The 19,878-nt window shown below is 42.3% G+C and carries 19 protein-coding genes; 11 read left to right on the top strand and 8 right to left on the bottom strand.

Annotated features, from left to right (window positions below):
• The 3 genes from B3143_RS07290 to pal form a co-directional block, all read left to right on the top strand.
• Window positions 1-354 (top strand): cell envelope integrity protein TolA (locus B3143_RS07290; protein ID WP_286716596.1); only part of this gene is annotated, 354 nt, incomplete at its 5' end.
• 202 nt (window positions 355-556) lie between these two features.
• The gene (gene tolB / locus B3143_RS07285) at window positions 557-1,840 is read left to right on the top strand and encodes a Tol-Pal system beta propeller repeat protein TolB (protein WP_004279114.1); all 1,284 of its coding nucleotides are present in this window, start codon (window positions 557-559) and stop codon (window positions 1,838-1,840) included.
• Between the two features lie 54 nt (window positions 1,841-1,894).
• Window positions 1,895-2,467, top strand: a complete 573-nt coding sequence (gene pal / locus B3143_RS07280) for a peptidoglycan-associated lipoprotein Pal (RefSeq protein ID WP_286716594.1) — start codon at window positions 1,895-1,897, stop codon at window positions 2,465-2,467.
• A 90-nt stretch (window positions 2,468-2,557) separates the two neighbouring features.
• Here pal and B3143_RS07275 read toward each other — a convergent pair whose 3' ends face one another.
• On the bottom strand, window positions 2,558-2,743 hold the full coding sequence (locus B3143_RS07275) for an NF038105 family protein (protein WP_004784609.1): 186 nt from the start codon (window positions 2,741-2,743) through the stop codon (window positions 2,558-2,560).
• A gap of 183 nt (window positions 2,744-2,926) precedes the next feature.
• On the opposite strand from B3143_RS07275, the gene B3143_RS07270 reads away from it, so the two are divergent.
• The 5 genes from B3143_RS07270 (at window position 2,927) to B3143_RS07250 (ending at window position 6,220) form a co-directional block, all read left to right on the top strand.
• Entirely contained in the window at window positions 2,927-3,901 is a 975-nt protein-coding gene (locus B3143_RS07270) for a class 1 fructose-bisphosphatase (protein WP_005236696.1), read from the top strand.
• 49 nt (window positions 3,902-3,950) lie between these two features.
• Window positions 3,951-4,727, top strand: coding sequence for a TrmH family RNA methyltransferase (locus tag B3143_RS07265; protein WP_004784613.1), 777 nt, complete (start codon window positions 3,951-3,953; stop codon window positions 4,725-4,727).
• Between the two features lie 167 nt (window positions 4,728-4,894).
• Window positions 4,895-5,509, top strand: coding sequence for an RNA polymerase sigma factor (locus B3143_RS07260; RefSeq protein ID WP_004784615.1), 615 nt, complete (start codon window positions 4,895-4,897; stop codon window positions 5,507-5,509).
• The gene (locus B3143_RS07255; protein ID WP_004784617.1) at window positions 5,506-5,823 is read left to right on the top strand and encodes a hypothetical protein; all 318 of its coding nucleotides are present in this window, start codon (window positions 5,506-5,508) and stop codon (window positions 5,821-5,823) included. The genes B3143_RS07260 and B3143_RS07255 overlap by 4 nt, the downstream gene beginning before the upstream one ends.
• Window positions 5,813-6,220, top strand: a complete 408-nt coding sequence (locus tag B3143_RS07250; protein ID WP_004784619.1) for a DUF3106 domain-containing protein — start codon at window positions 5,813-5,815, stop codon at window positions 6,218-6,220. Before B3143_RS07255 ends, B3143_RS07250 begins: the two co-directional genes overlap by 11 nt.
• A gap of 55 nt (window positions 6,221-6,275) precedes the next feature.
• Here the strand turns inward: B3143_RS07250 and B3143_RS07245 are convergent, their stop codons facing one another.
• The 4 genes from B3143_RS07245 to cxpE form a co-directional block, all read right to left on the bottom strand.
• A complete protein-coding gene (locus B3143_RS07245; protein ID WP_005236698.1) occupies window positions 6,276-8,687 on the bottom strand; it encodes a CSLREA domain-containing protein in 2,412 nt (803 codons plus the stop codon).
• Between the two features lie 9 nt (window positions 8,688-8,696).
• Window positions 8,697-10,496 (bottom strand): rhombotarget A, encoded by a 1,800-nt coding sequence (gene rbtA / locus B3143_RS07240; RefSeq protein WP_004784622.1) that lies wholly within the window; start codon window positions 10,494-10,496, stop codon window positions 8,697-8,699.
• Window positions 10,497-10,617: 121 nt separating this feature from the next.
• Complete coding sequence (gene hda, locus B3143_RS07235; RefSeq protein ID WP_004784623.1) at window positions 10,618-11,322, bottom strand: DnaA regulatory inactivator Hda; 705 nt, start codon at window positions 11,320-11,322, stop codon at window positions 10,618-10,620.
• 46 nt (window positions 11,323-11,368) lie between these two features.
• Window positions 11,369-12,559, bottom strand: a complete 1,191-nt coding sequence (gene cxpE / locus B3143_RS07230) for a chloramphenicol efflux transporter CxpE (protein WP_286739971.1) — start codon at window positions 12,557-12,559, stop codon at window positions 11,369-11,371.
• A 135-nt stretch (window positions 12,560-12,694) separates the two neighbouring features.
• Here cxpE and purM point away from each other — a divergent pair, with 135 nt between their 5' ends.
• Window positions 12,695-13,765 carry a phosphoribosylformylglycinamidine cyclo-ligase gene (gene purM, locus B3143_RS07225; RefSeq protein WP_286716587.1) on the top strand — a complete coding sequence of 357 codons (1,071 nt, stop codon included), beginning with the start codon at window positions 12,695-12,697 and terminating at the stop codon, window positions 13,763-13,765.
• Window positions 13,766-13,771: 6 nt separating this feature from the next.
• Window positions 13,772-14,401 carry a phosphoribosylglycinamide formyltransferase gene (gene purN / locus B3143_RS07220; protein ID WP_005236703.1) on the top strand — a complete coding sequence of 210 codons (630 nt, stop codon included), beginning with the start codon at window positions 13,772-13,774 and terminating at the stop codon, window positions 14,399-14,401.
• A gap of 64 nt (window positions 14,402-14,465) precedes the next feature.
• On the opposite strand, the gene B3143_RS07215 is transcribed toward purN, so the two are convergent.
• Together B3143_RS07215 and sppA are read right to left on the bottom strand one after the other, a co-directional pair.
• Window positions 14,466-15,269, bottom strand: coding sequence for an alpha/beta fold hydrolase (locus B3143_RS07215; protein ID WP_005236704.1), 804 nt, complete (start codon window positions 15,267-15,269; stop codon window positions 14,466-14,468).
• Entirely contained in the window at window positions 15,266-16,288 is a 1,023-nt protein-coding gene (gene sppA, locus B3143_RS07210) for a signal peptide peptidase SppA (protein WP_005236706.1), read from the bottom strand. The genes B3143_RS07215 and sppA overlap by 4 nt, the downstream gene beginning before the upstream one ends.
• A gap of 127 nt (window positions 16,289-16,415) precedes the next feature.
• Between sppA and B3143_RS07205 the strand changes: the two genes are divergently transcribed.
• Window positions 16,416-17,390 carry a lysophospholipid acyltransferase family protein gene (locus B3143_RS07205; RefSeq protein WP_005236707.1) on the top strand — a complete coding sequence of 325 codons (975 nt, stop codon included), beginning with the start codon at window positions 16,416-16,418 and terminating at the stop codon, window positions 17,388-17,390.
• Here B3143_RS07205 and B3143_RS07200 read toward each other — a convergent pair.
• The gene (locus tag B3143_RS07200) at window positions 17,379-19,841 is read right to left on the bottom strand and encodes a DNA internalization-related competence protein ComEC/Rec2 (RefSeq protein WP_104425884.1); all 2,463 of its coding nucleotides are present in this window, start codon (window positions 19,839-19,841) and stop codon (window positions 17,379-17,381) included. The two genes, B3143_RS07205 and B3143_RS07200, sit on opposite strands and share 12 nt — an antisense overlap.
• Between the last annotated feature and the right edge of the window lie 37 nt (window positions 19,842-19,878).

Below are 19,878 nucleotides of genomic sequence, written 5' to 3'. Positions count from 1 at the left end.
AAAGCCAAAGCTGAGGCAGATGCCAAGGCTTCAGCAGCCAAACAGGCCGCTGAAGAAGCTGCTCAGAAAAAAGCGGAATCAAAACGGATTGCGTCTACTGCAAAACGTGATTTCGAAAATAAAATTAAACGTGCTTGGGATACCCCTGTGGGCTCCTCAGGCCAGAAAGCGACTGCTCGGGTCACTTTGAGCGATAGTGGTTCTGTGGTTTCTGTGGTGGTGAGTGCCAGTGATCCAGATATGAAAGCCAGTGTAGAAGCGGCAGTACGTGCTGCTGCACCTTATCCAATGCCTTCAGATCTGGATGCACGCCGTGAAGCACGAAGTTTTACTTCAACCTTTACAGCTCATTAATGAAAAACAGCCATAATAAAGAAAAAGTGTTATGGCTGTTTTTTTGAGTTAAACTTCAATTGAAACAGATTAAATAATAATCACTCTCCATAGTGATATAACAGTTTGATGATAAATTCGTGGTCTATTTCGCATAAATCCATGCGATGATATAGCCCAATCACTTATAAATAACTCCGTTGATTTGAGTAAATAACGAATGATGGAAAAGACACGCAAACACCTACTCTGCCTTGCAATCATGACCACTTTGGGTGCGGTCACTGCGACCCAGTCTCAGGCTCAACTACATCTGGAAATTACCAAAGCTCCTGAAGCTGCTCCTAAAATTGCCATTGTGCCTTTTAGCCAGGATCAGAGTATTTATCCTGTGGTGGAAAATGACCTGAATCGTTCTGGAAAATTTGCCAGTGCCTCGAAGAATTTACCTGCTACAGCACAACTGAATTCGCCAAATGCTGAAGCATGGGCAGCTGCAGGCGTACCTTATGTAGTGACCGGTTCATCCAAGACCAATCCGGATGGTTCTTATAGCATTCAGTATCAATTGTATGATGTCGAAAAACGTCAATATTTACTGAATGAGTTGCTGACTGTTCCTGCATCACGTACCCGTCAGGCAGCCCATATGATCAGTGATGCCATCTATCAGGCATTAACCGGTATTCCGGGAGATTTCACTGGCCGTATTGCTTACGTCTTACGTAATCCGGCAACGCCTGAGCGGCGTTATACCTTGCAGATTGCCGATACGGATGGTGAACAGCCAAAGACCATTTTGACTTCGCGCGATCCAATCCTGTCACCTGCCTGGACACCGGATGCGAAAAAAATTGCATATGTGTCTTTTGAGACCAAACGTCCGGCCATCTATGTACAGGATCTGGCGACTGGTCAACGTGAAAAGCTGGCCAGCTTCCGTGGTTTAAACGGTGCGCCAAGCTTCTCTCCAGATGGCAAGAGCATGCTGTTCACTGCATCTATGCACGGCAACCCGGAAATCTATCAGATGAATCTGGAAACACGCCAGTTAAAACGCATGACTAACGATAGCGCAATTGATACAGAAGCACGTTATGCACCAGATGGAAAATCATTTATCTTTACTTCAGATCGTGGTGGTTCTCCGCAGATTTACCGCTATGATTTCAATAATGAAAGTACTAAACGTCTGACTTTCCGTGGCGCATTTAATGCCCGCGCGACCTTAAGTGCAGATGGTAAGAAACTTGCATTGGTTCATCGTCCAAGTGGCAGTAACTATAAAGTGGCTGTACAAGATATTAGCTCAGGTGTGACCAATATCCTGACGCCAACCAGCCTGGATGAATCACCTAGCTTCTCGCCAAATGGTCAGATGGTGGTCTATGCCACTCGCGAAGGTAACCGTGGATTGTTATCCATTATGTCTCTCGATGGCCGGTTCCGCATGAATTTGCCAAGTGAAACAGGTGAAGTCCGCGAACCTGCTTGGGCACCAAAATAAGATTTTTATATTGATAAACCCTTTACCCCATAATCAAACTTCATGGAGATGAAGATGAACAAAGTAAAATTATTTGCCTTGCCACTTTTAGCAGCAGCTGTTGTCATGACAGGTTGTGCGAGCCGTAAGCCTGCCGCTGAAGTTCAAACGGGCGGTTTAGATACGACCGGTACAACAACTGTGAATACTCAAGGTCTGAGTGAAGATGCAGCACTGAATGCACAAAACATGGCAGGTGCTTCTGCAAAAGGCGTTACTGCAGAAAATAAAGCATTCTTGGCAAAACGCGTGGTGCATTTTGACTATGACAGTACTGAACTCAGCAATGAAGATTTAAATACGCTGCAAGCCCATGCGCAGTTCCTGATGGCAAATGCAAACTCTCGTGTAGCTTTAACAGGTCATACAGATGAACGCGGTACACGTGAATACAACATGGCACTTGGTGAGCGTCGTGCCAAAGCAGTAGAAAGTTTCTTGATCACTTCTGGTGTAAATGCAGGCCAACTTGAAGCAGTGAGCTATGGTAAAGAAATGCCAGTTAATCCTGGTCATGATGAAAGTGCATGGAAAGAAAACCGCCGTGTAGAAATCAACTACGAAGCTGTTCCACCACTACTAAAATAAGTGATCATTTAAATAATGCATCATTAATAAAAAAGCACTCAATTGAGTGCTTTTTTATTAGGAAGATATTTGGAAGATCCAAGAATAAAATTACTCTTTGCCTTCAACTTCTTCGGCAGTTTGCATGGATTCAATCATGTCATGTTTATTGAATTTTTTATATTCAGGTTTTGCTTCGTAATCCTTCCACGCTTCTTTCATCTTGTCTTCAGAAATTTCATCGAGATTAATCGCTTCGCTCGGCGTTGGAGTCGCATCAAACTTTAATGTTGTCATCTCTGTGCTCCTATGATCATTTTTTCCTTTGATTCAACATAGCACTTTCCACAGGAGTTGCAAGGGCAAAATCACAACAAATAATTCAGTTTAATTGTCCTTTTCGAACGTTCTCATCTAAAATATAGCCGTATATCGTTTTGATCTTTTTCCCCCGATTATAAGTCTTGGAGTTTTTCCCTTATGTCATACCGCACCTTATCCCAATTTCTACAACAACAAAGCGGGAACCTCACACCTGAACTTGCTCAAGTAATTGAAACAGTTGGAAATACCTGCAAGCGTATTGACCAACTCCTGCAAAAAGGTGCTCTAGCGGGTGTATTAGGTAGTGCTCAGCATGAAAATGTTCAAGGCGAAGAGCAAAAGAAACTGGATGTGATTTCCAATGATTATCTGATTGATGCATTAAAAGTACATCCACATGTAGGCGGTTTAGCTTCTGAAGAACTGGATGAATTCACTTCAGCTCAGGAAAATGGTCAATATCTAGTATTGTTCGATCCACTTGATGGCTCAAGTAATATTGATATCAACATGTGTGTGGGTACCATTTTTTCGATTCTTCCTGCAAAAAATAGTGTAACCCAGGCAGAAGACTTCATGCAGGCTGGTGTCAATCAGGTTGCTGCTGGTTATGTCCTGTATGGCCCATCAACCATGATGGCACTTACTGTGGGTGCTGGTGTGGTATTCTTCACTTTCGATCCTGAAATTCAAGAGTTTCTGCTGACTTCTGAAGCGATTCAGGTGGCTGCTGATACTAAAGAATATGCAATCAATGCATCGAATCAGCGTCACTGGGAAGCGCCTGTACAGCGTTATATCGATGAATTGCTGGCAGGTAAAACAGGTCCTCGCGCCAAAGATTTCAATATGCGCTGGGTTGCTTGTATGGTCGGCGATATTCACCGTATTCTGTGCCGTAGCGGGATCTTCATGTACCCATACGACTTAAAAGACCCAACTAAAGCAGGTCGTTTACGTTTAATGTATGAAGCCAATCCAATGAGTATGCTAATGGAACAGGCTGGCGGTGCATCAACGACTGGTCGTGTCCGCATTCTTGAAATCGAACCTACAAATCTGCATCAACGTGTTCCTGTCATCATTGGCTCAAAAAATGAAGTTGAGCTTGTGACCAGCTACCACCACTAATTTTTAAACGGCAGTTGATCCTTGATTGACTGCCGTGGACTTTCTTCTTATGCCAACCATCTTCCTTGAATCCAAAGACAATCCTAAAATCAAACACTTACGCGGTTTAATTGAACAGAATTCTTATCGAAAAAAACAAGGACAGACTGTGCTTGAAGGCACGCACCTGTGTCTTGCATGGTTACATGAAAACAAGAAAATCAATTCGATCTTCGCGACTGAACATGCTTTAGAGCATCCTGATTTCGACATTATTTTAAACAAATATACTGGTGTGGTCTTTGTCATTGGTGAATCGCTTTATAAAGACCTGAGTACCTTAGGCACTTCAATTGCCTGTATGGCGATTGTGGATATTCCAAGCTCAAGCCAGGCACTTGATTTTACGGCTGACACCCTGATCCTTGAAAATGTGCAGGATCCCGGCAATGTCGGTACCCTGCTACGTTCAGCAGCGGCTGCCGGTATTGATCAGGTCATTTGTACCAAGGGTTCAGCATCTCTTTGGTCACCACGGGTATTACGTGCAGGTATGGGCGCACATTTTTCTTTGCAAACTTTTGAAAATATTGCACTAGAAGACCTTTTACCGCAATTCAAGATTCCGGTATATGTCACCAGCTCACATCGTTCTAGCAGCCTGTATAGCAAGGACTTGCGTAAAGCCTGCGTCTGGATTCTGGGCAATGAAGGTCAAGGTGTATCTGACTATGCCCTGCAACATGCCGAAGCGGTGACTATTCCACAGCCAGGTGGACAGGAATCCCTGAATGTTGCGATTGCAGGCTCTATCTGTTTCTTTGAGATGGTACGTCAACGTATCTAATACGGTATTTAGGTTACATTGTTTTAATTCCAGTCAGTGTATTTATAAAATAGATTACACTACAAAAATAATAAGTTTTATTGTCAACCAAATCGTTATTCCCAACGTTATATGCACATGAACTTGGGAATAATGGTGGGTATCCAATGACAGGATTTTCCATCTCTATGGATTTAGCACCGAAACCGTTGCAGTCACAAGATGCGAGTATTCTAAAGAGTACGGCTGAGTCTCGCCTGAAAAATTTCATGCAGGACGTGACTGGGCGTGCTTTGGTGATGATGGAAAGTGCGACTCAAGGACAACATGGAATCGCAATGGATCTGGTTCAGGAAGCTTTTATTTCTTTGCATAAATCTTATGCAGAGAAAAGCACTGAAGAGTGGTATCCCCTGTTCTATACGATTCTGAATAACAAATTACAGGATTGGCGTCGTAAAGAAGCACGTCGCAACCAGCCATTTTCCTTTTTCAAAAAAGTCAGCCTCGATGATGACGAAGTTGAATTTGACAATCTGGTAGATGAATCTACGCCCTCACCTTTAGAATTTCTGGATCAGGCAGTAACTGCTGAAGAAATTCAGGAGGCGATTGCCAAATTACCTGTGCGTCAGCAGCAAGCATTTATGCTCAGAGCCTGGGAAGGCTTTGATACTCAAACTACAGCGCAAATTATGAACTGTACAGAAGGCAGTGTGAAAACCCATTATCACCGTGCTATTCAAGGTCTACGTGCCTCTCTAGCACACTTAAATCCATATCTGGGAGGATCATCCGAATGAAGCAAGATGATTTCTTAAAGCAAGTAACTTCCAAACTTGATGGACTGGCACAGCACCACAAAGATAAACCGGTGGTGATGAATCATGTGCTGGAGCATATTCAGGACGCACAACATTCACGCTTTGCATTTCTAAAAATGTCTGGCTTTGCTCTGGCTGCTGCGATTGCTGGCGTGGTAGTGCTACCGAATATTGTCAGCCATAACGAACCTCAGACTCAGGCAGTATCTACCCCCAAACTCTCCCCACAGATGCTTGAAGATCTGGAAATGTTAATGGTTTTAGGTGAGGACAAAGTTCCACATGGCAGCTAAAAGATTAGCAATTGCATTTTGTGCATTCAGCTTCCTGCAAACCAGCTTTGCGGGATTTGAACGTTTTTGGATTTTTTCCAAAGATGCCAATACGCAGGTCAATGAAACCTGGGATACCCTTTCTGACTCCGAACAACTGGCATTAATCAAACGTTATCAGTCCTTAAAAGAAATACCTGAACAGCAACGTATTAATTTACAACAACGCATGGACTGGTTCACTCAGCTTCCTGAAGCTGAAAAGCAGCGTATGCGTGAAACCTGGCAAATGATGAGCAGTCAGGAACGTAAGGAGTTAGGTGCGCGGATGCAAAAAGCAACGCCAGAAGAACGACTGGCGATCCGTGAAGAATACATCCAGAAATACCAGCAACTCACTCAACCTAAAACTCATTGATTTTAGTTAATTAATTAAAAAAGCCTCCATCTGGAGGCTTTTTTTCATACTGCAATTATTTTCTAACTCGGCGATATCCTGCCAGACCTAATAATCCGAACAATCCCCAAATTCCAAATGAACCACCACCACTTGATGATGTATTGGTATTTTTAGCCGTATTTTTTAAGTTAATTCTAGCTGTATCTGACATCAACTCATCCGCATCAAAAACATGATACTGCATATCATAATCTGACTGACTAAAAGTATTTTTCACACTAAAGGTTAATTTTCCACCATAACAGGTTTCTCCTGCAAAATTCCCTGGGCATGGTCCTTCTCGCTCTGCAGAAAGGTTTACTCCAGCAGGAAGCTTGACAATACGAATTGGAATCTCACGACCATCTTTATCACGATAGAAAGCAGCCTTGCCATTCATCCGTGGACCATCACCGTCATCGCTGTCATTCTCTAAGGGATTCACAGTTACGGTCAGATTGTTTTCTGCGCTAATTCTATATTCGTCATTTTTTACAATCGGTTTAATATTTACAAATGCGCCCTGCAAAATACCTGTACTGCTGGCACCTGTCTGCTTGTCTTTAATTGTATAACGGCAATACTCCGTATCCGAGAGACTGGTTACTTTGCCATCAGTACGATACATCATGATACGGTTTAAATCAGGCTTCCATTCACATTTTAAATTTGGGTCATTAGGCGCACCTTGAACAATTAATGAACTGCCTGATCCAGATAAAGACCCTACACCTAAAGATTGCACTGTAATTTCATAATTTTGTGAATTTAATGCTTTAGCTTGTACTTGAGTATTATTTAAAGTTTCTTGAGGCATGACCAAACTAAATGGATTAACGTATATGGCACGATATTTCTGGTATTGCTTGGTATATTTTAAAAGATCCTCATATTCTTTTAGCTCTTCCTTTAAGCCCTGTATTTCTTCAGTTTTTGTATTCTTATCTGCCAGAATAGAATTAATATCATCAATATTATCCTGATAATAATCCAGCAACTCTGTTAAAGAACTATTTTTTAGACCAGAAATATCTGCTGCAGTTAAGTTCCGGATTTCGATCGACCCAATTTCACAAGAATTTTTTGCATCCGGATTAAATAACAATGTTGCCTTAGTTAACCGCTCAATTCCACGCTGATCAATTTCTTCACAACTTTCTGTACCAATATTGACCAGATCTGTATTCGATTGTCGATCAATAGGATAATACATCCCTAAATAACGGTTATTTACAGAAGGTTCGATATAAGCAGTTAACAGATCAGTGATCTGATTACTGGATACATCAATATTCGTTGAAACACTATTTTCTGCCAATTCAGGTAACACACAGCGCGAGGAACCACTTGTATGGATCGCATTATAAGCAGTAAATAAATCTACATCCTGTTCTTTACTTGGGTTTCCACCATTCAAGGCATATTCACAAGACAAGCCCTGGTTAAAGGCCAACACGTTATAAGCCAGACTCGAATTACCAGTATTGTCATAAAAGATGGTAGAGCGAGCAGTATTTTCGACAATCGTGTTATTAATGGCACTAAAAGTGAAGAAAGAACTTAATGGACGGCTGATTTCATTGGCCATTCGGAAAATATGACCTGTGGCACTGGTCGTATTTTTTGCAATTGTAGAGTTACTAATATCAGCTTTGGCATAACCACAAAAGTCCAGAATACTGGCCGTATCAGTAGAACCATTTTTGACAATGCTGCTTGCACTAATTTCTAGCTTGGTCTCTGTACTGCCCAAATTCCCCACACAATCCATGGCCAAAACACTGCCATATGTAGCTGCTTTATTCTGATGAATTAAGGAATCCTGAATCCTGATAATTTTTTCATTATTCATTGCCACTGCATAAATTGCTCCCCCTTCTGCAGCCGCTCGTGAATTTACAATTTCACTATTCACGAGGCTTAGAGGACCGGCGACATAAAATGTTCCACCATTACCTTTATCCAGACTAGTTTTTGCAGCATAACCATCTTTCAGGATGATACCATTTACCACCATGCTGGCTTGGCTAGCGACCGTATTAAATAAGCGGGTTTTCCCTTGGCCTGAAATGGTGGTTGTTAAAGCCTCACGTATTGGATATAAAAAGGTAATAGGACTTCTTTGAGTATAATTGAAGGGTGATTTTCCCAAAATATTGACATGGGATTCAACAATAATTTCACTATTGAGTTTGTATTCCCCAGCTTCGAGTTGGATGACATCTGGAGCGGAACCGTCATTACGCAATGTACGGCCAACATTACACCCTCCATAGGATTTATCCAGCTTGGCCGTCTTAATAGCTTCACGCAGGGAACACGCACTGGTATTTTCCCCATCCTCGTCAGCAAATGTAGTGACATATATGGTTTTATCTTCGGCTGCCATTAAACTCATGGCAGATAAAATCATGGCTGCAAGCAGTCCTTTTTTATAATTTTTCATGATTTTTCCTTAATCTTTTAATCTGCGACGTAGGCCGATCAACCCTATCAAGCCCATTAAGCCAGCGATTCCCCATGCCCCACCAGAGGTTTTCACAGACTTGTCTTTCATTTCATTTTTGGGTTCCTGTACAATCTGGGTACTTAAAACCAGATACGGTTTAGACTTATTAAATCGTGTAGATGAAGTAACTACCTGAATTTCAAAAATGTCAGCACCATGCCATTGTGAATCTGGGGTATAAACCACATTCCCATCAATATCAATGACTGTTTTGCCCTTGGAAACAGTTTTGGTTTGGATAACCTGTAAGCAGCCATCTTGCCAAGGCTCACCCTTTGGATTCTCTCCAATAATATTATTGCATTGTTCTTTAGGGATTAAATCACTATCTCCTAAAGCAGATTCAATTGAAAACTTTGCAGTCTCTCCTTTTAGAAGATCCTGTCCAACCAGACTGGTAGATGTTGGAACTGTAATTTCAATCGCACCACGATCACAAAATAAGTTATCCAGTAAACGGTCTACACCGCGTTGGTCTGCCGCCTCACAGCTTACTGAAGGATTGCTGCTATTGTAGCTAGTCCCTCTATTTACAATCGGTGAATCACTGACCTGATTATAATTCAACAGGATACGAGGACGTAGATAGCCCAAGAACTGATCTTTAGGAACGCTATAAGGACATAGAATAGCATCATTATTTTGTTTTAAATTTAGACAGACACCTTCACTTTGATCTGAAGCCTCTGCAAACAAGCGAGTACCTGTCCAGATCTGGTTTGGATACGCAGCATCACCTGTACCACAAGATGCTGTCACTAGATTATTGTGAATCGTACTTTTATCCGTAGTTTCAATCTGACAATCCTGCGTACCATTTCTTAAAATAATACTATTCGCCACATAGGCTTTACCATTCGGGGCATTCATACGTAGTGCTGTACCCGTATTATCCACTATTGTCAGGTTATTGATTCCCACCCCATCAATCACATTGATCAGTGCTCCCTTATTTTTTAACAGGGTACTGCTTAGGACTTCAGCATTAATGGATTGAATATCGGCAGGATTATCGACTTGGCCCGCTGTATAAATATTGCTAGTATTATTATTAAGCGTCTGGTTATTCTTTAAAACGCTTTGATAGACCAGAAAGTATGGAAGCTGGCTATAGAGTATGCCACCCTGTTGCGCCTGATTATTTTCAATCAGGCTGGTTTTTATTTCGGCAAAAGCAATCAGATTCTGGCCAAATTTCCCCACATTATAAATGGCACCACCTTGACTCGCAGCCCCCTTGTATAAGCGGCTGTAATCAATTATCAATTTACCTTTATTATGAATTAGGCCACCTTGTTCGGCACAGCTGCTTTTACCGCAACCTTCAAGGTCGAGTTCTTTTAAATTGACTTGAATCAACTCTTCATCATTGCTAATACGAAAGAGATTATCTGTCCCTTTCATTTGAATATGAGCGTTATATAACCCCATTACCTTATCGGTACTACTAAATTCACCATCTACTTCTGCAATAGATTTAATCGTTACTGATTTCTTGATCGGGATATGCTTATTCAGTACATAGGTCGTTTTTTCTTTTAAGATAATGGTGCCAATAGCATTTTCGCCACCACAGCCCATATAACCTTCTTTAGCCAGGCCACGATTCACATATTCAACAGCTTCTCGAAGTGAACATTCCTTGTCATCTTTTTCAATGTCTTCTGTGGTAGTTACAATAATTTCTGCACTATATGCCTGCCCCGCCATACATAGCAAAGCCATGCCTATGCTCTTCTTGAGCATACCCTTCTCCTTAATTTTTTATTTCTTTCTTTTTCTTCTAAAGTTGCATCTTCCTTGCAACAGCGAATTATTTTGCCTTACTTTCGCATAGACTGAGTAATTACTCAAGATGTTTTATAATTTAACGATATTCATCAATTAATGCATAAATCTGCCGCAGGTTAGCATTGCTGACTTTCAGCTTTTCGCCTTTAAGTAATTGAATAATCTGTTCTAATGTTTGCAAAAGTACGGAAGTTTGATGTGGTCCGTGATTCAGCAAATAATCAAAAATCTGTGGGTCAAGATGAATACCACGTCGGTCCAATACCGAGGATACCAAGGCAAATCGGTCAGCATAAAGACTGCCATTTGGGACACGAACACTGACTGCCTGCGTGAGTCGGGACTGCAAATCAGGCAATTCAAGTTTTAATTCAATGGGCGCAAAACGGGAAGAAAATACCAACTGACCACCGCCTTCATCATTATAATTAATCAAGTGAAAAACGGCGCGTTGCCAGTGTGGAACCCCACTAATGGCTTCAATATCATCCAGTGCGATCAAGTCAAACTGGTCCAGTGAAGTAATCGCTTCAGTGGGTGCATCCAGAAGTTCCAGCAAAGACACCTGTATAGCGGTTTTGCCGATTTCCAGATAAGAATCACAAATGGCAGAGAGTAAGTGACTTTTCCCTGTTCCAGCTCCACCATACACATAAAAGCGGCTGATTAGGCCTGCATGCAGCTGTCGGACTGCGTCAATTACATGACCCCATCCCGGGCCCGAAAAATCACTAATTCGGGCATCGAGTTGAGGTTCTATATCTAGCTGCAATTGACGCATATGATTCTGATGGCCTTATGAGTCTTTATGAAGAGGTACATCCATCTTACTTGATTTCTCTCCCTCTTGCAGTGGTTTTGCTTCTGACTTTTTTCATTTCAATATCAACATCTAAGTCTGAAGTTTCTACGCTTATGGAACCTGTAGCCGGATCATTCATAACGACTGCCTGATTGCCATAAAATGATGTGCATTCATAATATTCACGTGCATGTCTCAGCAGAACCACAATTACCGCTGCAACTGGTAGAGCAATCAGCATTCCCAGGAAGCCAGCCAGTTGTGCGCCCGCCAATACCGCAAAAACCACAGCAACTGGAGATAAACCTATTTTATCGCCGAGCAGGAATGGCTGTAATACATAGCCTTCTACTGCCTGACCGACCATAAATACGATACCCACCAGAACCAGTTGCCACCAGTCAATCCCGAATTGCAGAAAGGTCGCAATGACAGCTGCAATAATCCCGACCGCAAATCCCAGATAAGGAATAATACTGGCCAGACCTGCCACCATGCCAATAATCAGACCAACTTCAAGACCAATCAATTGCAAACCAATCGCATAAACGATCCCCAGCAGAATCATTACCAGAAATTGTCCTTTCACAAAGGCCCCAAGTACACTGTGACATTCACCGACGATTCTTAATGTACTTTGTTCATAAGGACGTGGAATCAGGCGACGTAAGCTTTCCAGCATACGATCCCAATCCAGCAGGAAATAGAATGCAATAATTGGAATCAGGACAATCGTACCGCCAATCTGCAGAAAGTTAATTCCAGATTGTGCAAGGCGTAGCAGGAAGGCCTGAATGCTGTCGGCACTATAATTGGTTTGCACATAGTCCATGACCACATCAGAAATCTGTGTGGTATCAATTTCCATTTCAACGACATTGAAGGTATTCGACAGCCACGGCAAAAAGGTTGAATTAATCCAGCCAATGACCGCAGGTATATTGTCACGCGCATAAATCAGCTGCTGCCAGATCAGCGGGACCAGATACCAGATCGCCAGAATCATAACGATCCCGATTCCAGTAAAAACGATACTAATAGAGAGCCAACGTGGCAGACCGATATCGTGCAGTTTATCTACCAGCGGGCTGAACAGATAAGCCATTAAAAACGCTGCAACAAATGGAATTACAACGGGTTTTAGTAAATATAGAATCCACAACAACAAAGCTATCCCAGCTAGGATAAACACGCGACGCAATGTGCGATCTACCATAAAGTTTCGCCTTCTCTCTATTAATCGTTATAAAAAGTAAAATATTTTAATAAAGATAGCATTTTAGGGCATAAATACCATAAGAGTTTTGCATATTCAGGTTATAATCCCCCGCGCGAATGCGGAGACTTCATTATGAGCAACTCAACTTCTACCCCAAACACTGGTTTAAGCTACAAAGATGCAGGTGTCGATATTGAAGCGGGAGACGCGTTAGTCGACCGAATCAAGTCCGTCGCTAAGCGTACTAAACGTCCTGAAGTAATGGGCGGATTAGGCGGTTTCGGCGCCCTTTGTAAAATCCCTAAAGGTTATGAAGAACCTGTTCTCGTATCAGGCACAGATGGTGTTGGTACAAAATTACGTCTGGCACTGAATTTGAACCGTCATGACACCATTGGTCAAGATCTGGTTGCAATGTGTGTGAACGACCTTCTCGTTTGTGGTGCTGAACCACTCTTCTTCCTGGACTATTATGCGACTGGTCACCTAAATGTGGACGTGGCTGCAAATGTCGTAACAGGAATCGGTGCTGGCTGTGAACTTGCTGGCTGTGCACTGGTTGGTGGTGAAACTGCTGAAATGCCAGGCATGTACGAAGGTGAAGATTACGATCTTGCAGGCTTCTGTGTCGGTGTAGTTGAGCAAAGCAAAATTATTGATGGCTCTAAAGTAAAAGCGGGTGATGTACTCATTGGTGTTGCATCTTCGGGTGCACATTCAAACGGTTATTCTTTGCTTCGTAAAATTCTTGAAGTTAAAAATGTTGACCTGAATCAAATCGTTGATGGTCGTCCACTTGCTGATGTTGCAATGGAGCCAACACGCATTTATGTAAAATCGATTCTTGAACTGCTAAAACAGGTTGATGTACATGCAATGGCACACATCACTGGTGGCGGTTTACCAGGCAACCTGCCTCGCGTATTACCAAACGGTGCTCAAGCAGTCGTAAATGAATCTTCTTGGGAGTGGCCTGAGCTGTTCAAACTTCTTCAAAGTGAAGGCGGTGTAGAGCAGTTCGAAATGTATCGTACCTTTAACTGTGGCATAGGTATGGTTCTTGTTGTTGATGCAGCAGAAGCAGACAAAACTGTAGAGTTACTCAACGGTTTGGGCGAGAAAGCATGGGCAATGGGTCACATTGCAGATAATGCCGAGTCTGTAGAAGGCACTGACGAAAAAATCCGTGTGATCTTCGCGTAATTTCGCATGATTAAAATTGCTGTACTTGTTTCAGGCAGTGGATCGAACCTGCAAGCCCTGATTGATGCCAATCTGTCAGGAGAAATTGTCGGGGTGCTTTCCAACAAGCCTGAAGCATTTGCTTTAGAGCGCGCTCATAAAGCAGGAATTCCGACTGCAGTCATTGAACATAAGCAGTATCCAAGCCGGGAAGCTTTTGATGATGTCATGCATCAGCAGCTTCTGGACTGGAATGTTGATCTAGTGGTACTTGCGGGCTTTATGCGAATTTTAAGTGAAAAATTTGTGAAAGCCTGGGAAGGGAAAATGCTGAATATTCACCCTTCCCTTTTGCCATATTACAAAGGCATGCATACCCATCAGCGCGTCCTGAATACCGGTGATGTTCTGCATGGTTGTACAGTGCATTATGTCACTCCCGAACTGGATGCTGGGCAAGCCTTAGCACAGGGTGTGTTAATAATATCGCATCAAGATACGACTCACACTTTAGCTCAGCGTGTACATGTACTGGAACATCTGATTTACCCACAAGTGGTAGAATGGATCTGTAATGGGACAATTCAGCATACTGAACAAGGTGTGTTGTACCGTAATGCAAAAATGCAGGAACCCGTTCAATTCTGCAAATTCTAAAAGTCCAAATATAAAAAAACGCATCCTCGGATGCGTTTTTTTATTTCTTTAGATGAGATGAACTTTAAGCAGACTGTTGCTGAATCAGTTGTTTGACCAGACTTGCGACTTGCTCAGGCTGCTCCAATGGGAACATATGCCCACCATCTACCACTGTAAATGGAATGCCAAATTTCTTTTGCACTTGCTGCGGAAATCTGCGCGCCAAAAATGGACCTTTCTTGGCAACCACCAGATGCACTGGTACTTTTGGTTTAGCCTGAGGTAACCACCATAGCGATGGATTAGTTCTAAAGATATTTACTTCATCCATTTTAGGAATGGTGAGTTCAACTCCACCTCGAACCGGATCATCCTTTAAGGCATAGTCAATATAAGCCTGGAAGCAATCTGCATCAAAATCCTGATAAAAGCCTTTTGGACGTAACAGTTCAGCTGCCTGTTCCCGAGACTCCCAATGATCACGACGGCGTTTCGACAAACCTGCAGGTGACATCTGGTCCAGTGCTTTTAAGCGGAAAGTTTTTGCAATATGCAACGCCAAGGCTTCTTTACCCATGATCATCGGTGGATCAAGCATAATCATTTGCGAAAAAAGTTCCGGACGCTGTAAGGAGGCCTGAAAACTCAGGACTGAACCTAATGAATGCCCCAAACCAATCACTGGACGTCCATGAGACTGACGTACAATACTGTCAATCACCTGCTGAGTCAGACTTTTCCAGTGATTATCAATCGGATAACGCTTATCAGGCCCTAATGGCGGCACATAGATAATATCGTAATCATCTTGCAGTCCTTCAAACAGCTTTTGATAGACTTTAGATGGCACACCATTGGCGTGCGCAAAATGAATCAATGGTTTCATTGTAATGTCGTTTTATTTTCTGACTGAAGTTTCTGTGACACTGAAGTTGCAATTCCTTCACCAATCGATGAGCCCATACGACCCAGTACTGACTCAAATGGGCTATATTCAATGGTGTAGTTAAGTGCTTTTTCAGTTTTTAGTTCGCGCTTCAAAGTATTTAAACTGCCAATACGGTCTGCAATACCCAATTTTACCGCCTGTTCACCAGTCCAGAACAGACCTGAGAAAATAGCAGGATCAGTCGATTTTAATTTCGCTCCACGCCCCTGCTTTACAGCATTAATAAAGTGACCATGCACATTATCCAGTACGCCTTGTACATGCGCTTTTTGCGCAGGATCAACCGGCTGTGTCATTGACAGTAAAGCTTTATTTTCACCTGAAGTCATGGTGCGGTCTTCAACTCCAAGTTTTTGCAGCAGGTTATTCACACCATAGTTCGGCATGATCACACCAATTGAACCGACCAGACTCGATGGATTGACAATGATTTCATCTGCAGCAGATGCAATATAGTAAGCACCAGAAGCTCCGGTATCACCAATTACGGCATAGAGTTTTTTCTCAGGATACTGTTTTTTCAGATACTGGATTTCCTGCCAGATTTCATCTGACTGGACTGGTGAACCACCCGGTGAATTAATATTTAGAACAACAGCCTTACTCTGCTTGTTTTCAAAGGCTTTTTTGAGTGATTTGATGGTATTGCTACTGTTTACGCTTTGCTTGTCTGCGGCAATCGTACCAATAATATCAACCACAGCAATGTGTGCACCTGCGCCTGCACTCGGATCAGAAGCACTCATGCTACAGCCTTTACCCAGCGCAAGAATGACAACCAGCAGATAAGCAAAGGTTAAAAATTTAAAGAAGATCCCCCAGCGACGTGCCCGTCGTTGCTCTTCTACTGAAGCTAAAACTGCTTTTTCCAGCAGTTTCCATTCGGGGCCAGTCGGTTGAACTGGTTGTTGCGTATTTTGTATTTGATTTTCAGGTTTTGGTGGCCAATCGGACATAAATAATCCAATAAATTAATTTATATTGAACCCATTATATACACCGAAAAGGGTAATTCTGTCTAAAGAAACCGTTTTCGCCTATAATAAATGCTATTCTTTTTTATTTTATCAATATTACAACTCAATGACTGAACGCAGCTCAAAGAATTCAGCTTACGGTTTACTCAAATATATTAGCCGCCAACCGCTTTCAGTTTCCCGATGGATTGCGCGGATTCTTGCCTTAATCGTTAATATTTTTAAGGTTTCTAAAACTTCTGATGTAATTCGCCTGAACCTTGAGATCAGTTTGTCTGAACTGTCGAACCAGGAAAGAGAACGGATTACCCGTGCTGCGATTCGCAATGAACTGATGTCTTATTTTGAATTTTTTAGTATTTGGGGTTCGAGTAATCAGAAAAATATTGAGAGAGTGCATAAAGTTATAGGCGAAGATTTACTACATGAAGCCTTAGCACAAAATAAAGGTCTGGTATTGATTGTGCCGCACTTTGGCACTTGGGAAATCATGAATGCCTATATTGCACAATTCACTTCAATGACCATCATGTATAAGCCTGTAAAAAATCAGGCAGCGGATCAGTTTGTACGTGCAGCTCGTAGCCGCGAACAGGCCAATCTGGTGCCGACAGATGAGTCTGGTGTACGACAGATTTTCAAGGCATTGAAGCAAGGTGGCACTACTGTCATTCTGCCGGATCATACACCCAACGTTGGCGGTGAATATATTCCTTACTTTGGTGTTCCTCTAGCTACCAGTAATCTGAGCGCCAAGCTAATCCAGAAAACTAAAGCTCGTGCCCTGTTCCTTTATGCCCTGCGTAATGAGGATGCTGGCTTTGATATTCATATCGAAGCCATAGATGAAGAAATTTATCAGGGAGATGCTAATCAGGGTACAGGCATCATCATCAACACGATTGAAAACCTAATTCAGCGTCATCCTGAACATTACCACTGGAGCTATAAACGCTTTAGAGCTCACGAAGATCTGGGAAATATTTATAAGCTTGATCATGACCAAGCTTTGTCCAAAGTGAACCAGTTAAGAACTTCTAATCCGGCTCCTGTTAAACTATCTGTAGAATCAGTCAGTTAGATTTTGTTTTTGTAACCATTTCCAGCGACTTCTTTCAGTTTCTAGAATGATTTGAGTTCCTTGCTGAGAGAAATGCAAACTACCATGCTCGGCTGTAGTCAATAAAGGAATATCCAATTCTTTGAGACGCTGTTGAGTCAACTGACTTGGATGACCATAACGGTTAAATCTTCCTGCAGACGCAATCGCCAGTTTAGGACGATAATGCTGCAAGAATTGATAAGCTGAACTGTGCTGACTGCCATGATGGCCTAATACCAAAACATCCACTTTTAAATCTGGATAGTCTTTGAGTAACTGATATTCAGTCTGCCAACCTGCATCTCCCATTAGCAGAAAACTTTGATAAGGCCAGGCATTTTTGAGCTGCAAATAGACCACACAAGACAGGTCATTTTTATTGAAATTAGCGGTATTTAATTGTTCTAGTTTTGGTGCAATGACCCTAATCTGCAGATCATTCTGCCATTGCCACTGCTGTCCCTGATAACATAATTGAAAGTTTGAAGCGGTTGCAGTGTCGGTCACTTCATTGGCATAGATATTCTGAATCTTGAGCTGGTCTTTAATGCTGTGATAAGCACCACTATGGTCCTGATCCAGATGCGTTAAAATTAGTTGATCCAGTTGAGAAACACCCTGTACCGACAGAAATGGCATGATTACCTGCTTTCCAATACTAAATTTTTCCTCATCATAATAACCGCCCATATCGATCATCATGTTATGGATTTCATGACGAAGGAATATCGCCTGTCCTTGACCGACGTCCAGCACTGAAAGCTGAAATGGTGGATGATAGAATTGAGGAATACAAATTGGTACCGCCGCGACAGCTATCCAGGATTTTGGTAATACTCCACGTGGTAAGCATAAAATCAGCAAAGACAGGATGCATAGACCAATCATCCAGAGATTCATCGCAACTGGTATTAACTGCGGTTTAAACCAGTGATCCAGCAGATTTAAGAAGCCCAATAGGATATTCAGCAACAGATCATTAAGCTGAAAAAGCATGCTTGACACCGGTTCAGCGATAAAAAATATCATCGCTGCCAGAATATCGGCCGGTACAATCAGCAGACCGATCCAAGGGATTGCGACCAGATTGCTGAACGGCGTGATCCAAGCAATCTGCTTAAAAAACAGCATCATTAAAGGAAATAAAGCGAGAAAGATTTTCCACTGTGATTCCACCAGCACTTTAGCTGCAAAATACAGTTTTTGTATTGCTGTCTGATTTTGCTCGGATGGTCGCTGTTGAATGGTCTGATAAATTCTGAGCAATACAAAACAAGCCCCATAGGACAGCCAGAAAGCCGCGGACAAGATACTAAAGGGATCAATGAATAACAGTAAGGCAGCGCTCAGAATCAGAAGTTTTAAAGCCTGCAGATTTTGTCGGAGCAGCATGAGAAGAACGCCAATCATACAGATCAGCAGAGTGCGGATTGCCGGGATTTCAAAACCCACAAAGGCACAGTACAGCACCACACAAAACAGAAAAGGCAAAGCCAGAAAATACTGGCGTGGCCATCTTAGATAAAGCTGAGGCATACTTCGAGCAATGAATAATCGAAGTACGGAGCAGACCATCAGGGCAAAGATCAGCACATGTGGGCCAGAAATCGCGAGTAAGTGACTCATCCCCATACGTCGAAATTGCTGCTCAGTTGCAGGATTTAAAAGGCTTTCATCTCCGGTGAGCAAAGCCAGAAGCAGACCTTTATTTTGTACAGGTTGCTTTGCTATGAACTCTCTTAATTGCAGCCGTTTTTGTTCTACCCAAAGTAGAAATTGCTGAGTTAAAGCTCTTTGCTCTCGAATATACTGACTATGCCCCAGTGTAGAAACAGTAGCTGAATCAAGTTGCTCTATCTGCTTGATCCGGAAACCGGCCATCACATTCTGTTGCAGTGCCCATTTTTCAGCATCAAAAGCACCGGGCGTTGCATAACTGTGATTAGGACGTACCTGACCTTGCAGCCGGTAATACTGACCCAGTTCAAGCGTATTTAAATTTTCATGATTCGCTGATAGTTGTGAAGTATTGAGAGGATTTACAGATAGAAAACCCATCCAGGTCACGGTGCGTCCATCGAGGTTTAATACTTCCAAAGGCTGCTGTATAGATTGATCACCGAGTTTATTCAAGCGTTTAACATAAACGATAATGTCTTTTTGCTGTACTTCATGCTCAACATTTAATAGCCGTTGGCTGAGCTGTTGATTGGCATAACCATGTCCCAAAAATATCCCGATTAGAATGCAGGTGCCTACCAGCAATCCTTTATGTAAGGGCTTTTTCAGAATCGCATTACATTTAAAACCACACAGATAGCAAAGTACTGTGAGAAATATGACTGTTATTGGATTTAAATGAATATTGAGGAAATTTTTTCCCATACAGGCCAGACCTAAAATCCAGCCCAGACACAGCCATTGCAACATGAAAATTTTCTTTTTTATTATTAGACCTCTTGCGAAA

The sequence above is a fragment of the Acinetobacter sp. UBA1496 genome (genome assembly GCF_002324975.1).
In the GTDB taxonomy this organism is placed as follows: domain Bacteria; phylum Pseudomonadota; class Gammaproteobacteria; order Pseudomonadales; family Moraxellaceae; genus Acinetobacter; species Acinetobacter variabilis.
The sequence above is the reverse complement of the archived record's forward strand: the minus strand, read 5'-3'. Positions and strand labels throughout refer to the sequence as shown.

What these genes read in the sequence shown, in the direction of transcription:
- tolB (WP_004279114.1), top strand. Translation starts at nt 557, where the DNA reads ATGGAAAAGACACGCAAACACCTACTCTGCCTTGCAATCATGACCACT.
- pal (WP_286716594.1), top strand. Translation starts at nt 1,895, where the DNA reads ATGAACAAAGTAAAATTATTTGCCTTGCCACTTTTAGCAGCAGCTGTT.
- B3143_RS07275 (WP_004784609.1), bottom strand. Translation starts at nt 2,743, where the DNA reads ATGACAACATTAAAGTTTGATGCGACTCCAACGCCGAGCGAAGCGATT.
- B3143_RS07270 (WP_005236696.1), top strand. Translation starts at nt 2,927, where the DNA reads ATGTCATACCGCACCTTATCCCAATTTCTACAACAACAAAGCGGGAAC.
- B3143_RS07265 (WP_004784613.1), top strand. Translation starts at nt 3,951, where the DNA reads ATGCCAACCATCTTCCTTGAATCCAAAGACAATCCTAAAATCAAACAC.
- B3143_RS07260 (WP_004784615.1), top strand. Translation starts at nt 4,895, where the DNA reads ATGGATTTAGCACCGAAACCGTTGCAGTCACAAGATGCGAGTATTCTA.
- B3143_RS07255 (WP_004784617.1), top strand. Translation starts at nt 5,506, where the DNA reads ATGAAGCAAGATGATTTCTTAAAGCAAGTAACTTCCAAACTTGATGGA.
- B3143_RS07250 (WP_004784619.1), top strand. Translation starts at nt 5,813, where the DNA reads ATGGCAGCTAAAAGATTAGCAATTGCATTTTGTGCATTCAGCTTCCTG.
- B3143_RS07245 (WP_005236698.1), bottom strand. Translation starts at nt 8,687, where the DNA reads ATGAAAAATTATAAAAAAGGACTGCTTGCAGCCATGATTTTATCTGCC.
- rbtA (WP_004784622.1), bottom strand. Translation starts at nt 10,496, where the DNA reads ATGCTCAAGAAGAGCATAGGCATGGCTTTGCTATGTATGGCGGGGCAG.
- hda (WP_004784623.1), bottom strand. Translation starts at nt 11,322, where the DNA reads ATGCGTCAATTGCAGCTAGATATAGAACCTCAACTCGATGCCCGAATT.
- cxpE (WP_286739971.1), bottom strand. Translation starts at nt 12,559, where the DNA reads ATGGTAGATCGCACATTGCGTCGCGTGTTTATCCTAGCTGGGATAGCT.
- purM (WP_286716587.1), top strand. Translation starts at nt 12,695, where the DNA reads ATGAGCAACTCAACTTCTACCCCAAACACTGGTTTAAGCTACAAAGAT.
- purN (WP_005236703.1), top strand. Translation starts at nt 13,772, where the DNA reads ATGATTAAAATTGCTGTACTTGTTTCAGGCAGTGGATCGAACCTGCAA.
- B3143_RS07215 (WP_005236704.1), bottom strand. Translation starts at nt 15,269, where the DNA reads ATGAAACCATTGATTCATTTTGCGCACGCCAATGGTGTGCCATCTAAA.
- sppA (WP_005236706.1), bottom strand. Translation starts at nt 16,288, where the DNA reads ATGTCCGATTGGCCACCAAAACCTGAAAATCAAATACAAAATACGCAA.
- B3143_RS07205 (WP_005236707.1), top strand. Translation starts at nt 16,416, where the DNA reads ATGACTGAACGCAGCTCAAAGAATTCAGCTTACGGTTTACTCAAATAT.
- B3143_RS07200 (WP_104425884.1), bottom strand. Translation starts at nt 19,841, where the DNA reads ATGTTGCAATGGCTGTGTCTGGGCTGGATTTTAGGTCTGGCCTGTATG.